This window comes from Streptomyces sp. NPDC017529, assembly GCF_044329785.1.
Lineage (GTDB): Bacteria > Actinomycetota > Actinomycetes > Streptomycetales > Streptomycetaceae > Streptomyces.
Genome location: NZ_JBIRJY010000025.1, coordinates 16,764 through 29,873, shown reverse-complemented (window position 1 = coordinate 29,873; position 13,110 = coordinate 16,764). Strand labels below are relative to the sequence as shown.

The following is a 13,110-nucleotide window of genomic DNA, read 5'->3' as shown; positions in this document are numbered from 1 at the left end:
CGGCGGATCAGCCGTCCTGAGGGGCGGCCGGGTCCAGGGCGGTGCGCAGGGCGGCCCTGAGGTGGCCGTGCGAGCCGGCCAGCAGCCGGGCCGCCGTCGGCCCGTCGACGCCGGTGAGGACGACGAGGATGGCGTTCTTGACCTCGCCGTCCGTGGCGGCCAGCGCGGCCTCGATCTCCGCGTCCCGGGCGCCGGTGGCCAGCGCCACGATGCGGCGCGAGCGGGCCCGCAGCTTCTCGTTGGAGGCGCGTACGTCCACCATCAGGTTTCCGTAGGTCTTGCCCAGCCGGATCATGGTGATGGTCGAGAGCATGTTGAGGACCAGCTTCTGTGCCGTGCCCGCCTTCAACCGGGTGGATCCGGTGAGGAGTTCGGGGCCGACGACCACCTCGATGCCGTGCTCGGCGGCCGCGGCCAGCGCGGAGCCCGCGTTGCAGGACAGGCCGACGGTGAGCGCGCCGCAGGCCGTACGGGCGTGTTCGACGGCGCCGACGGCGTACGGGGTGCGGCCGGAGGCGGAGATGCCGACGACCGTGTCGTCGGCGGTCAGGCCCAGCGCGTCCAGGTCGGCGGCGGCCAGTTCCGCGCTGTCCTCGGCGCCCTCGACGGCGGCGGCCATGGCGGCGGGGCCGCCCGCGATCAGGCCGACGACCTGTGAGGGGTCGGTGTTGAAGGTGGGCGGGCACTCGCTCGCGTCCAGTACGCCGAGGCGGCCGGCGGTGCCGGCGCCCGCGTAGAGCAGGCGGCCGCCGCGGGCCATCCGCTCGGCGGTGGCGTCGATGGCGGCGGCGATCTCGGGCAGCCGGGCGGCGACGGCGGCGGGCACGGTGGTGTCCTCGCCGTTCATCGTGCGGGCGATCTCCAGGGTGGAGAGGCGGTCGATCTCCGCGAGTTCGGGCCGGAAGGCCTCGGTGGTCAGCGTGTCCAGCTGGGCGCGCAGCTGGGTGTACTCGGCGGGGGAAGTCATGGTGGCGGCGGCTCTTTCCGGGCTCGTACGGCTCTGTACGGGGGCGGAGACGGCGGGCGGGGTGGGTCAGCGGTTGGGGGTGCGGGGCGAGTGGCGGTGGGCGAGCGCTTCGTAGGAGGCGGACAGGGCGGGCGCCGCGGTCTCGTACGTGCGCTGTGCGACGCCCACGAACAGGCAGTCCACGACGAGGAGCTGGCTCGTGCGGGAGGACATCGCGGCGGGGCGCAGCTCGCTCTCGCGGGCGGTGGAGGTGGTGAGGACGTGGTCGGCGTACGACGCGATGCCGCCGTCGGCGCGTCCGGTGATCGCGATGGTCGTCGCGCCGTGGTCGAAGGCCACCCGCAGGGGCTCTATGACGTCGGTGGTGCGCCCGGAGTGGGTGATCGCGATGGCCACGTCGCCGGCGCGCATCTGGACCGCGTTCGTCACGGCGAGGTGCGGGTCGGAGTGGGCGTGCGCGATCAGGCCGATCCGCAGCAGCTTCTGGACCAGGTCCTGCCCGACGAGGTTGGAGGCCCCTATGCCGTACACGTCGATGCGGCGGGCCGCGGCCAGCGCGCCGACCGCCGCCTCCAGTTGCGTCAGGTCCAGCCCGGCCGCGGTGTCGGCCAGACACTGCTGCTCCTCCTGCGCCAGCTTGGCGACCACGTCGGGGAGCGCGTCGTCGACCGCTATGTCGGCGGTGACGGCGGGTGCGCGGCCGGTGGCCTGCTGGGCGGCGAGGGCGGCCAGGGCGATGCGCAGGTCGCGGTAGCCCGGATAGCCGAGCAGGCGCGAGGTGCGCACGACGGTGGCCTCGCTGGTGCCGGTGCGCTCCGCGAGGCCGGTGACGGTGAGCGCGGCGCAGCCGGCCGGGTCGCCGGCGACCGCCTCCGCGACCCGCTGCATGGACCGGGTCATGGAGGGTGCCAGGGTGCGCACCTTGGCGGCCAGGGCGGCGGGGGCGGGCGGGCCCGGGGCTGCCCGTACGGCGGCGCCGGAGTCCTTGAAAGTTTCCTTCACGTCAGGGCTCACAGCTGAAAAATAATTTCAGCGGGGGGCCGCGTCAATACCCCGCGGGCGGCTGTGGACAACGGGTCCGCGGGGCCGGGGCGGGCAGCCGGGGCGGTTGTCGGTGGTGGGGGAGAGAATGGGGCCATGGAGCTCGAACAGGCACTGCACGCGGCCCGTGCCCTGGTCCTCGCGGACCTGGTGGCGGGCGAGGTCGCCGACGCGGAGATCGTCTCGCTGGTCGAGGATTCCGTGACGCACCGCCGATGGTGGGTCGAGCAGTGGCCGCAGGGCGCGGAGTTCGTCGCCGGGCTGATAGCGCAGGACGTCCAGGACGCGCTGCTGGAGCGCTACGGCCGCTGGCCGCTGTGCCCCGTGTGCACACACGGCGGCGACCCGCACGCGCTCGACGTGGAGCCCGAGTTGGGCCCCGACCCGCACTGGGTCTGTGCGAAGACGGCGGTGTCGGTGGCCAGGGTCGGTTCGCTGGGCGTCAACGGGAAGGGCTGACGTGGCGCTCTACATCGACCCGCCGACCTGGCCCGGGCACGGCCGTATGTGGTCCCACCTGGTCAGCGATGTCTCGTTCGAGGAGCTGCACGCCTTCGCCGAGCGGATAGGCGCCCCGCGCCGGGCCTTCGACCGGGATCATTACGACCTTCCGGCGGAGCGGTACGCCGACGCGGTGCGCGCGGGAGCGGTGGAGGTCGGCAGCAAGGAGCTGGTGCTCCGCCTCACCGAGGCCGGCCTGCGCCGCCCGAAGAGGCGCCCGGCGGGCCGGTGAGCCGGTAGGCCGGTAGGCCGGTGATGCCAGGACAGCCGGCAGGCCGGGGCCGGCCCCTCGGGACCGGCCCCGGCTCGGGCTCTCAGCCCCGGTCCGCCGCCTCGACGGGCACCCGCTTCGCGTCGGCCGAGGAGGCGACCACGCGGGAGGCGTTGCGCGTACGGTGCAGCCTGAGGGCGACGGCGGTGGTGCCGACGCCCAGCGCCGCGAGCCCCGCGCCCGTCCAGGCGACGGCCGGGTAGCCCCAGCCCGCGCTGATGACGAGCCCGCCGAGCCACGGCCCGACGGTGTTGCCCAGGTTGAACGCGGACGTGGTGGTCGCGCCCGCCAGCGTCGGCGCGGCGGTCGCCACGTTGAACATCCGGGCGTTCAGGGCCGGCGCCGTGGCGAACGCGGTGACGCCGAGCAGCAGGGAGAGCGTGACGGCGGCGACGGGGCTGTGCGCGGTCAGGGCCAGCAGGGTCAGGACGGTGGCGGAGGCGCCGATGCCGCCGAGGATGGTGCCGAACGGGTGCGCGTCCGCGATGCGCCCGCCGACGAACGTGCCGATCAGCGCGCCGACGCCGAAGAGCGCGAGCACGGTCGGCACGCTGCCCTCGGACAGCCCCGCGGTGTCGGTGAGCAGCGGCGCCAGGTAGGAGAACAGCGCGAAGACCGCCGCGCCGTTCAGGGCGGTGCCGATCAGTGCCAGCCAGACCTGCTTGTCCCGGTAGATGCTCAGTTCGCGGCGGAGCACCGGGCGCTCGTCACCGGTCGGCACGGCCGTCCTGGGCACCAGCGCGACCACGCCGACCAGGCCGATCGCCGACAGCGCGGCCACGGCCCAGAAGGCGGACCGCCAGCCGGCGTGCTGGCCGAGCAGCGCGCCGGCCGGCACGCCCGCGATGTTGGCGACGCTCAGTCCGCCGACCATGACGGCCATCGCCTTGGCGCGCGCCGTGACGGGCACCAGGGACACCGCGACGGCCGCGCCGACCGCCCAGAACCCGGCGCAGGCGAGCGCGCTGACGACACGCGAGACGAACAGCACGGCGTACGTGGGCGCCAGCGCGCCGGCCACCTGCCCGAGGCCGAAGACGCCGAGCAGCGCGATCAGTGTCGTACGGCGCGGCAGTTGGAGCGTGGCCCCCGCGAGCACCGGGGCGCCGACCACCATGCCGATCGCGAAGGCGGAGACCAGGAGGCCGGCCTGGGGGATGGAGACGCCCATGTCCCGGGCGAGGGGTTGGAGGATGCCCGACAGCATGAATTCGCTGGTGCCGAGGGCGAAGACGGAGAGTCCGAGGACGTAGACGGCTATGGGCATACGGGCGCGATCGGGTGGGGCTTGCATGACAGGCACGAACAGTGCCGGTGGACCTGACATTCCCGGGCGCGGTGTGCAAAACGCAGAGGGCACCGGCCGGTCCCGGGCAGTGGCCGGCCCGAACCCCTGCCGCGTTTCGCCCGGCGGGCCCGGGGTACCCCGGCGGCTCGGCCCGGCGTACGAGGCGAGGAGGTCCGGATGCGGTCGGCGCTCAGTGGCGTGCTGACGGGGATCGGAACGGCTGCGTTCATCGACGAGACGGTGTTCCACCAGCTCCTGCACTGGCACCACTTCTACGACAAGTCCACCACGGACGCCGGCCTGGTCTCCGACGGTCTCTTCCACGCGGGCAGCTGGCTGGCGATGGTGGCGGGCCTGGTCCTGTACGCCGACGTGCGGCGGCGCGGAACGCTCGTCCCGATGGCGTGGTGGGCGGGCCTGTGCCTGGGGCTGGGCGGCTTCCAGCTCTACGACGGAACGTTCCAGCACAAGGTCCTGCGCATCCACCAGATCCGCTACGGCGTCGACCTGGCCCCGTACGACTGGACGTGGGGCGCGATCGCCGTACTGCTCCTGGTGGCCGGCGTGCTGCTCCTGCTCCGCGCGCGGCGGAGCGCGCCGCGCGGCGCGGCGGGCACCGAGCGGCAGACCGCGTCCCGCGCCCGATGACCGCTGCCGCCCTGCCGCCGCCCTTCACCGCGGCCGTCACCACCGCCACCGTCCTCGGCTGCCTCGCCTACCTGGCCGCCGCGGCCCGGCTGCGCGCCCGCGGCGACGCCTGGCCGTACGGGCGCGACACGGTGTTCTGCGCGGGCGGCGCGGTCCTGGTGGCGGGCCTCGCCGGGCCCTGGGGCGCCGCGCCGCCGTTCACCGCGCACATGCTCACGCACCTGTGCGTGGGCATGGCGGCCCCGCTGCTGCTGGTGCTCGGCCGCCCGCTGACGCTGACCCTGCGCACCGCGCCGGTACCGCTGCGCCGCCGCCTGGTGGCGCTGACCCGCTCGCGCTGGGCGACGCTGCCGGTCCTGCCGCCGGTCGCGGCCCTGCTCGACTTCGGCGGGCTCTGGCTGCTGTACCGCACCCCGCTGATGTCCGCGAGCCACCACAGTCCCTGGCTGGACGCGGCGGTCCACCTGCACCTGCTGATCGCCGGAGTGCTGTTCTCCTTCGGGCTGGCGGCCCTGGACCCCGTACGCCACCGCCCCGGGCCCGGCCTGCGGGCCGCCGTACTGCTGGCAGCGGGCGCGGCGCACGCCGTCCTCGCCAAGACCCTGTACGCCACGGGCCCGCCCGGCACGTCCTTCGGCGCGGCCGACCTGCGGCTCGCCTCTCAGGTCATGTACTACGGGGGCGACGCCGTGGAACTGGCCCTGGCGGTCGTCGTGGCGTGCCGGTGGTACCGGGCCGAGGGGCGCGTCCTGCGGCGCGAGCGCCGCGGAACGGGGGCCCCGGCCGCCGCTACCCGGTGGTGAGCAGTTCCAGCTCGGTGGTGAGGTTGCGGCGCGCCACGCGTTCCCACTGCGCCTTGCCGTACGAGGTACGGAACAGGCTCTCCATGTCCAGGAGCTGCCGCAGCACACCGGCGCGCCCGGCGCGGAAGTCCCGGTCGGGGACGAACACGTACTCCTCGCGGACGGCGGCGGCGTAGGCCGCGTACTGCTCGGGCGAGCCCGCCAGGACCGCCAGGTCCGCGTCGCACAGGGCCGCGCCGTTGTGGTCGTCCGGCGCCGGGTCGTGGCTCGCGGTGAGGCGCACCAGGCGGGCGACCTCGGCCGTGCAGGCCTCGCCGATGCCCAGCTCGGGCAGCGCGCGCTCGGCGAGGGCCGCGCTGCGCTCCTCGTTCTCGGAGCGCTCGGGCCGGTAGACGGCGTCGTGGAACCAGGCGGCGAGGCGTACCGCGTCCCAGTCCACCGGCACCCCGGCGTCCCGGTCCGCGACGTGCACGGCCAGCTCGTCGACGCGGTCCAGCACGGCGATGAGGTGGTCGGTGGTGTGGTAGCGGCGCTGCGGCTCGGCCCAGCGGGCGAGCAGGTTGTCCGCGTACGGAGCCGGGTCGGGGTCCGCCGGGCCGCCACCGCCGCGGGCGCCGGCGACGGCGGCGGCCCAGCGGTGGTGCAGGTCAGGGAACGGGTCGGCACCGCCACCGAAGTGGGTGTGCGCCGTTCCTGACGGAGGTGTCGTGCGAGCCATACGGGCCATTGTGCCTGCGCGGGCGTCTCCCGGGGGGCGACTCCTGGCGTAGGCGGCCGTCCGGCGGTGCTGCCCGGCCGGGCGGGCGGTGGTGCGGCGGCAGACCGCGGCGGCGGGTCAAGAGGGGGTTTCCGGTCGAGTACCGGGGCGTTGCGGTTCCCGCGGGCGGGTCGGCCCGTACTCTGGATATTGGACTAGACCTGTCGCTGCTCCCGCTGTCCGCGCCGGCTTCCCGTCTCGTCCTGCTCTGTCGTCACGTCGAAGGAATGGGGTCCCATGACCAAGCGCGCACTCCTGGAGGTGATCGCGCTCGACGCCGCCGACGCGGTGGCCGCCCAGGCCGGAGGGGCCGACCGCCTCGAACTCGTCAGCGACATGGCCGCCGACGGCCTCACCCCGTCGCCGCGGACCTTCGCCGCGGTACGGGCGGCCGTGGACATCCCGCTGCGGGTGATGCTGCGGGCCGCCGACGGGTTCGCCGCCGGCGAGGTGGACGCGCTGTGCGCGGCGGCCGCCGCACTGCGGGCCGAGGGCGCCGACGAGTTCGTGTTCGGCTTCCTCGGCGCGGACGGGCGGGCGGACCTGGCGGCCGTACGGGCGCTGGCGGAGGCGGTCGACGGCTGCCGGTGGACGTTCCACCGGGCCATCGACCGGGCCGCCGACCGCGACGCGCTGCGCAAGGAACTGGCCGGGCTGCCCGGCCTGGACACCTACCTGACGGCCGGCTCGCCCGCCGGTGTCGGCGACGGCCTGCCGACACTGCTCGCCGAGCGGGCCCGCACGGCCGACGCCGAGCCCGGCTACGAGCCGCGCCTCCTGGTCGGCGGCGGGCTGGTGCTCGCGCACCTGTCGACCCTCCAGGAGGCCGGCGTGGACGCCTTCCACATCGGCGGGGCGGCGCGCCCGTCCGGCTGGGAAGCGCCGGTGGACGCGGAGGCCGTGGCGGCGTGGCGCGGGGCGCTCGAAGGGGTGCCGGTCTAGGAACCCGTGCGGAACCGGGCCGCCGGGCTACCCGGCGGCCCGGTCGAGCCGGTCCGGCAGCGGGGCCGAGTGGACCACCGCCAGGCCGGAGACCGGGCGGGTCAGGCAGACGTACAGGCGGCGCAGGCCGGTGCGCTCGTCCGGTTCCCCGCCGATGATCGCGGCGGGCTCGTCGAGGACCACGTAGTCGTATTCGAGGCCCTTGGCGAGGGTGGCGGGAACCAGGGTCAGCCGGGCCGCCTCCGAGGTCTCCTCGCCGGGGTCGAGACAGGCCAGGCCCGCCGCGTCCAGGGCCGCGCGCAGGGCGGGCAGCCGCGCCTCGGCCGCGATCAGGCCGATCGATCCTTCCTTGGCCAGCGCCTCGTGGCAGGCGGCGACGACCGCGTCGTCCAGCTCGGCCGCCGGCACCGCCCGTACCGCGAAGTCGCCCGCGGAGTCGCGGATGGAGGTGGCCTCGGTCAGCTCGGGCGCGATCGCGGGCAGCAGCCGCGAGGCGTACGAGATCACCTCGCGCGGCACCCGGAAGCCCAGCGTCAGCTCCTCGATCCGCGCGCCCGGCTTGCCCAGGTGGGCCAGCGCCTCTTCCCACGTGTCGGTCGACCAGGGCGTGGTGCCCTGCGCGATGTCGCCCAGGATCGTCGCCGAGCCGGTCGTGCAGCGGCGCCCCACCGCCCGGTACTGCATCGGCGACAGGTCCTGCGCCTCGTCCAGCACCACATGCCCCAGGGAGTGCGTACGGGAGACCAGGTCCGCCGCCTCGTCGATCAGCACCGCGTCCGCCGCCGACCACTTGGCGCTCTTCACGCTGCGCGCCGGCTTCGCCCACAGGATCGCCTTCTGCTCCTCCGGCGTCAGGATGCCCGCTGCCTGCTCGGCCAGGAACTCCGCGTCGCCCAGCAGCCGCAGCACCAGCTTGGCCGGGTCGACCGGCGGCCAGACCTCCTTGACCACGGCCTTGACCGCCGCGTTGCGCGCCACCGCGTCCTGCACCCGGTCGTCGGGAGCCTCCCCCGCCTGCTCCATCCGCACGAGCACCGCGTGCGCGATCCGCTGCGGCAGGGCCTCCCGGGCCGCGCCGTACCGGATGTCGCGGCTCAGCAACTCCCCGACGATCTCCTCGATCTCGTACGCGGGCACCCGCCAGCGCCGCGAACCGCGCACCACCACACACGCCTCGGACGGCATCCGCACATGCGACCGCAGCGCCCGCCGCAGCACCTCGGCCAGCCGCGCGTCGCCCTTGACCGTCGCCGCCGCCGCGTCGTCCGTGCCCCGCACCTCGACGCGAGCGACCAGGTCGTCGACCGTGGCCTGCTTGACCTCCAGCTCGCCGAGCGCGGGCAGCACCTGCTCGATGTAGTGCAGGAACGACCGGTTCGGGCCGATGACGAGCGTGCCGGAGCGGGCGAGCCGCTCGCGGTGCGCGTACAGCAGGTACGCGACCCGGTGCAGGCCCACCGCCGTCTTGCCGGTGCCCGGCGCTCCCTGGACGCAGACCGTGCCGGCGATCCCGGCGCGCACGATCTCGTCCTGCTCCGGCTGGATCGTCGCGACGATGTCCCGCATCGGGCCCACGCGCGGCCGTTCGATCTCCGACTGGAGCAGCTTGCTGTGCTGCTCCGCCTCCGCCGGGTCGGCCAGGTTCTCGTCCTCGTACGCGGTCAGCCGCCCGCCCGTATAGCCGAACCTGCGGCGCAGCCTGAGGTCCATCGGGTCCTTCTTGGAGGCCCGGTAGAACGGCTGGGAGACCGGCGCGCGCCAGTCGATGACCATGGGGTCGCCGTCGGCGTCGTGCACGTGCCGGCGGCCGATGTAGAAGTTCTCGCCCTCCGCGCCCTCGGCGGCGTCCACGCCCGGCGCGTGGAGGTAGTCCAGGCGGCCGAAGAAGAGGGGAGTGTGGGCCAGGTCGGCCAGCGCCTTGATGCGGGCGTCGACCTCGCCCTGGAGGACCTCGGCGTTGACCCAGTTCGCGGTGACGTCCGCGATGTTGAGCGCCTCGGCGTCCTGGCGCATGGCGCGCAGCGCCGCACGGGAGGCGGCGAGGTGGGCGCGTTCGCGCTCCAGGGGGTCCTGCTGGTCGTGGGCCCGGGCCTGGGCAGGGGGTTGGGCAGGAGCTTGGTCTTGGGCGTGCGAGGGCACGGTGTTGCCTCCGGCGGATCCGGCTACGTACGTACGTGACGGCGTACTCGTAGGCGTCTTCAGATGCGTTCAGATGCGTGAAGCGAGAAGCCGGCCGGTTTCCGTGCGGCCGGCGGCACTCCGCTGAGGGAGGCGGGCAGACCGGCGATTGTAGCCAGCAGGCATCCGGCGGCGCCAACGGATTTCCACGGTGGGACGGCCCCGGGTCTTCGGCCCGGCTCGTACATCTCCCGTAGGGGACGGCATGGGCCCAGCGGGTGACCGCAGGCCGGTCAGGGATGGGCCCGTGGGCCGATGTGCGGGGCCGCCGCGAAAACCATCATGGAGACATGAGCAGCGCAACCATCACCCCAGGCACCCTGCACCCGGTCCACGGCGCCACCGCCCTCGGCTCCGACGCCGCCCGCGCGCCGCACTCCCACGAGCAGCGCCACGTGGTCGGCAACGTCTTCCGCGCGGTCAAGGTCTTCGCGGCCGCCGCGGTCAGCGTCGTCCTCCTCGGGGAGTACGCGGAGGACTGAGCCCGGCTCGACCGAGGCCGGCTCCGAGCGCTCCGGGAGGCACCGGGACGCGGAGAACCCCGGCCGTAGGCCCTCTCCCACCCCGACTGATACGCAACCAGCATCCGGATGACCGGAAACCGTTACAAACAGTCGGTCCCGATCGACTAGCGTCGCCGCAGACAGCGTGCGTTCGGCGACGAGGAGGGGCCAACAAGTGTCTGCCGCCGAGGGGACGCGGTCGCTACCGCACAGACGGCCGTGGACGCGGCATCTCACGAACCCGGACAAGAAGACAGTCGCCGCGGCGGTACTGCTCGTGGTGTCCCTGGCCGGGCTGGCCGCCGTGTTCCGGCTGGTGAGCCTGTCCATGTCGGACATAGTGGTCTACCGCGCCGAAGGCGAGGCCGCGGCGGCCGGCGGTGACCTGTACGGCTTCACCGTCACCGAGTGGAACCTGCCCGCGACCTACCCGCCCTTCGCCGCCCTGCTGTTCGTCCCGACGACCTGGCTGCCGCTGGGCGCCCTCAAGGTCGCCTCCGTCCTGGTCAACGTCGCCCTCGTCCCGGTGCTGCTGCACCTCTCGTACAAGGCCGCCTACGCCACCGGGACCGGTGCGTCCCGCGGCGCGTCCCGGCTCCGGCGCGCGCGGACCGTGCCCGTCGTGATCGCCGCCACCGCCTTCGCCATCTGGCTCGAACCGCTCTTCCAGACGTTGGTCTTCGGCCAGATCAACCTCGCCCTGACCTGCCTGGTCCTATGGGACCTGAGCCGTCCGGACGGCGCCCGGCTGAAGGGATTCGCCGTCGGCATCGCGACCGGCGTCAAGCTCACCCCGGCGGTGTTCGCCGTCTATCTGCTGATCACCGGCCGGGTACGGGCCGCCTTCACCGCCCTGGCCGGCTTCGTGTGCTCCGTGCTGCTCGGGGCGCTGGTCCTGCCGGACGCGAGTGTGGAGTTCTGGACGCGGCGGATGTTCGAGACCGGCCGGGTCGGCAAGGCGTGGATCGTCGACAACCAGTCCCTCCAGGGCCTGATGGCCCGCGTCCTGCACACGGAGGCACCGGGCCTGGTGTGGGCGGGCGCGGCGCTGCTGACCGGCATGGCCGGCCTGCTCGTCGCCCGCCGGGTGTACCTGCGGCGCGGCCTGGACTCCTGGGGCGTGCTGTGCACCGCCGTCACGGCCCTGCTCGTCTCGCCGATCAGCTGGTCCCACCACTGGGTGTGGTGCGTGCCGCTGCTGGTCGCGCTGGGGGCGCACACCCGGGGCGTACGGTGGCGCCGCGCCCTGCTCGCGGTGGCGGCCGCCGCCTTCACGGCCCGCACGATGTGGGTCCTGCCGCACCAGGGCGACCTGGACCTGCGGTACTCCTGGTGGCAGCAGCCGCTCGCGGCGCCGTACCCGGTCCTCGGGCTCGCGCTGCTGGCGGCGGTGGCCTGGTGGAGCCGCGGCCGCCCCGCGGCCCCGCCGTCCCTCCTGGCCCGCCGCCCCCTCCCGCTGCCCCGCTCCGGCCGCCCGGACCGCGAACTGAGCGCCCGCGCCGACCGCTGACGGCCGCCTCGGCCCTGCGGCGGCGCGGCGTCCGTCCGCTCGGCTCTCAGCCCTCCGCCAGCAACTCCGTCGCGTCCACGATCCGGTACGCGTACCCCTGCTCGGCCAGGAAGCGCTGGCGGTGCGCCGCGAAATCCTGGTCGATGGTGTCGCGCGCGACGACCGAGTAGAAGCGCGCCTCGTGCCCGTCCGCCTTCGGGCGCAGCACGCGCCCCAGCCGCTGCGCCTCCTCCTGCCGGGACCCGAAGGTGCCCGACACCTGGATCGCGACCGTCGCCTCCGGCAGGTCGATCGAGAAGTTCGCGACCTTCGAGACGACCAGCACCGAGATCTCCCCCTGCCGGAACGCGTCGAAGAGCTTCTCGCGCTGCGCGTTGGACGTCTCGCCCTTGATCACCGGCGCGTCCAGGTGCTCGCCCAGCTCGTCGAGCTGGTCGATGTACTGCCCGATGACCAGGGTCTGCTCGCCCTGGTGCCGCCGCACCAGCGCCTCGGTCACGTTCTGCTTGCTGGCCGTCGTCGCGCAGAAGCGGTACTTCTCCTCCGCCTCGGCCGTCGCGTACGCCAGCCGCTCCGACTCGGTCAGGTTGACCCGCACCTCGACACAGTCCGCCGGCGCGATGTACCCCTGCGCCTCGATCTCCTTCCACGGCGCGTCGAAGCGCTTCGGCCCGATCAGCGAGAAGACGTCCGACTCGCGCCCGTCCTCCCGCACCAGCGTCGCCGTCAGTCCCAGCCGCCGCCGGGCCTGGAGATCGGCCGTGAACTTGAAGACCGGCGCGGGCAGCAGGTGCACCTCGTCGTAGACGACCAGGCCCCAGTCACGCGAGTCGAACAGCTCCAGGTGCGGGTAGACGCCCTTCCGCTTCGTCGTCAGCACCTGGTACGTGGCGATCGTGACCGGCCGGATCTCCTTCTTCGTACCGCTGTACTCGCCGATCTCGTCCTCGGTCAGCGAGGTCCGCTTCACCAGCTCGTGCTTCCACTGCCGCGCCGAGACGGTGTTCGTCACCAGAATCAGCGTGGTCGCCTTGGCCTGCGCCATCGCACCGGCCCCCACCAGCGTCTTCCCCGCGCCACAGGGCAGTACGACCACCCCCGACCCGCCGTGCCAGAACCCCTCCACGGCCTGCTGCTGGTACGGCCGCAGCGACCAGCCGTCCTCGTCCAGCTCGATCGCGTGCGCCTCGCCGTCCACGTACCCGGCCAGGTCCTCGGCCGGCCAGCCCAGCTTGAGCAGCGTCTGCTTGATCTGCCCGCGCTCGGACGGATGCACCACCACCGTGTCCGGGTCCAGCCGCGCCCCCACCAGCGGCTGCACCTTCTTCGACCGCAGGATCTCCTCCAGCACCGGCCGGTCGGTGGTGGTGAGCACCAGCCCGTGCGCCGGGTGCTTGGTCAGGGTCAGCCGCCCGTACCGCGACATGGTCTCCGCGATGTCCACCAGCAGCGCGTGCGGTACGGGATACCGCGAGAAGCCGACCAGCGCGTCCACGACCTGCTCGGCGTCGTGCCCGGCCGCGCGCGCGTTCCACAGCCCCAGCGGCGTCACCCGGTAGGTGTGGATGTGCTCGGGCGCCCGCTCCAGCTCCGCGAACGGCGCGATGGCCCGCCGGCACGCCTCCGCCTGCTCGTGCTCGACTTCCAGCAGCAGCGTCTTGTCGCTCTGGACGATGAGAGGTCCGTTCACGCGCCTCGCCT

The 13,110-nt window shown here is 74.1% G+C and carries 13 protein-coding genes; 7 read left to right on the top strand and 6 right to left on the bottom strand.

The window, feature by feature from the left end:
* Positions 1 to 7: 7 nt before the first annotated feature.
* Positions 8 to 967: an N-acetylmuramic acid 6-phosphate etherase gene (gene murQ, locus ACH4K4_RS34550; RefSeq protein ID WP_398173075.1), complete on the bottom strand. Its 960-nt coding sequence runs from the start codon at positions 965 to 967 to the stop codon at positions 8 to 10.
* Between the two features lie 66 nt (positions 968 to 1,033).
* On the bottom strand, positions 1,034 to 1,981 hold the full coding sequence (locus tag ACH4K4_RS34545) for a MurR/RpiR family transcriptional regulator (protein WP_398173073.1): 948 nt from the start codon (positions 1,979 to 1,981) through the stop codon (positions 1,034 to 1,036).
* A 123-nt stretch (positions 1,982 to 2,104) separates the two neighbouring features.
* Between ACH4K4_RS34545 and ACH4K4_RS34540 the strand changes: the two genes are divergently transcribed.
* Together ACH4K4_RS34540 and ACH4K4_RS34535 are read left to right on the top strand one after the other, a co-directional pair.
* Positions 2,105 to 2,467, top strand: coding sequence for a hypothetical protein (locus ACH4K4_RS34540; RefSeq protein WP_398173071.1), 363 nt, complete (start codon positions 2,105 to 2,107; stop codon positions 2,465 to 2,467).
* Position 2,468: 1 nt separating this feature from the next.
* Positions 2,469 to 2,741, top strand: coding sequence for a DUF4031 domain-containing protein (locus ACH4K4_RS34535; protein ID WP_398173069.1), 273 nt, complete (start codon positions 2,469 to 2,471; stop codon positions 2,739 to 2,741).
* An 82-nt stretch (positions 2,742 to 2,823) separates the two neighbouring features.
* Here the strand turns inward: ACH4K4_RS34535 and ACH4K4_RS34530 are convergent, their stop codons facing one another.
* Complete coding sequence (locus tag ACH4K4_RS34530; protein WP_398173067.1) at positions 2,824 to 4,047, bottom strand: Cmx/CmrA family chloramphenicol efflux MFS transporter; 1,224 nt, start codon at positions 4,045 to 4,047, stop codon at positions 2,824 to 2,826.
* A 198-nt stretch (positions 4,048 to 4,245) separates the two neighbouring features.
* Here ACH4K4_RS34530 and ACH4K4_RS34525 point away from each other — a divergent pair, with 198 nt between their 5' ends.
* Positions 4,246 to 4,716, top strand: coding sequence for a DUF2243 domain-containing protein (locus ACH4K4_RS34525; RefSeq protein ID WP_398173065.1), 471 nt, complete (start codon positions 4,246 to 4,248; stop codon positions 4,714 to 4,716).
* Positions 4,713 to 5,519 (top strand): cytochrome c oxidase assembly protein, encoded by an 807-nt coding sequence (locus ACH4K4_RS34520; RefSeq protein WP_398173063.1) that lies wholly within the window; start codon positions 4,713 to 4,715, stop codon positions 5,517 to 5,519. Before ACH4K4_RS34525 ends, ACH4K4_RS34520 begins: the two co-directional genes overlap by 4 nt.
* On the opposite strand, the gene ACH4K4_RS34515 is transcribed toward ACH4K4_RS34520, so the two are convergent.
* The gene (locus ACH4K4_RS34515) at positions 5,506 to 6,237 is read right to left on the bottom strand and encodes a hypothetical protein (RefSeq protein ID WP_398173061.1); all 732 of its coding nucleotides are present in this window, start codon (positions 6,235 to 6,237) and stop codon (positions 5,506 to 5,508) included. The genes ACH4K4_RS34520 and ACH4K4_RS34515 overlap by 14 nt on opposite strands.
* A 276-nt stretch (positions 6,238 to 6,513) precedes the next feature.
* On the opposite strand from ACH4K4_RS34515, the gene ACH4K4_RS34510 reads away from it, so the two are divergent.
* On the top strand, positions 6,514 to 7,218 hold the full coding sequence (locus ACH4K4_RS34510) for a copper homeostasis protein CutC (RefSeq protein WP_398173059.1): 705 nt from the start codon (positions 6,514 to 6,516) through the stop codon (positions 7,216 to 7,218).
* Between the two features lie 27 nt (positions 7,219 to 7,245).
* Here ACH4K4_RS34510 and ACH4K4_RS34505 read toward each other — a convergent pair whose 3' ends face one another.
* The gene (locus ACH4K4_RS34505) at positions 7,246 to 9,357 is read right to left on the bottom strand and encodes a HelD family protein (protein ID WP_398173057.1); all 2,112 of its coding nucleotides are present in this window, start codon (positions 9,355 to 9,357) and stop codon (positions 7,246 to 7,248) included.
* Positions 9,358 to 9,686: 329 nt separating this feature from the next.
* On the opposite strand from ACH4K4_RS34505, the gene ACH4K4_RS34500 reads away from it, so the two are divergent.
* Entirely contained in the window at positions 9,687 to 9,878 is a 192-nt protein-coding gene (locus tag ACH4K4_RS34500) for a hypothetical protein (RefSeq protein ID WP_398173055.1), read from the top strand.
* Positions 9,879 to 10,074: 196 nt separating this feature from the next.
* Positions 10,075 to 11,409, top strand: a complete 1,335-nt coding sequence (locus ACH4K4_RS34495; protein ID WP_398173053.1) for a glycosyltransferase 87 family protein — start codon at positions 10,075 to 10,077, stop codon at positions 11,407 to 11,409.
* A 46-nt stretch (positions 11,410 to 11,455) separates the two neighbouring features.
* Here the strand turns inward: ACH4K4_RS34495 and ACH4K4_RS34490 are convergent, their stop codons facing one another.
* Positions 11,456 to 13,099 (bottom strand): DNA repair helicase XPB, encoded by a 1,644-nt coding sequence (locus ACH4K4_RS34490; RefSeq protein WP_398173051.1) that lies wholly within the window; start codon positions 13,097 to 13,099, stop codon positions 11,456 to 11,458.
* Positions 13,100 to 13,110: the final 11 nt, after the last annotated feature.

What these genes read in the sequence shown, in the direction of transcription:
- murQ (WP_398173075.1), bottom strand. Translation starts at nt 967, where the DNA reads ATGACTTCCCCCGCCGAGTACACCCAGCTGCGCGCCCAGCTGGACACG.
- ACH4K4_RS34540 (WP_398173071.1), top strand. Translation starts at nt 2,105, where the DNA reads ATGGAGCTCGAACAGGCACTGCACGCGGCCCGTGCCCTGGTCCTCGCG.
- ACH4K4_RS34530 (WP_398173067.1), bottom strand. Translation starts at nt 4,047, where the DNA reads ATGCCCATAGCCGTCTACGTCCTCGGACTCTCCGTCTTCGCCCTCGGC.
- ACH4K4_RS34525 (WP_398173065.1), top strand. Translation starts at nt 4,246, where the DNA reads ATGCGGTCGGCGCTCAGTGGCGTGCTGACGGGGATCGGAACGGCTGCG.
- ACH4K4_RS34520 (WP_398173063.1), top strand. Translation starts at nt 4,713, where the DNA reads ATGACCGCTGCCGCCCTGCCGCCGCCCTTCACCGCGGCCGTCACCACC.
- ACH4K4_RS34515 (WP_398173061.1), bottom strand. Translation starts at nt 6,237, where the DNA reads ATGGCTCGCACGACACCTCCGTCAGGAACGGCGCACACCCACTTCGGT.
- ACH4K4_RS34510 (WP_398173059.1), top strand. Translation starts at nt 6,514, where the DNA reads ATGACCAAGCGCGCACTCCTGGAGGTGATCGCGCTCGACGCCGCCGAC.
- ACH4K4_RS34500 (WP_398173055.1), top strand. Translation starts at nt 9,687, where the DNA reads ATGAGCAGCGCAACCATCACCCCAGGCACCCTGCACCCGGTCCACGGC.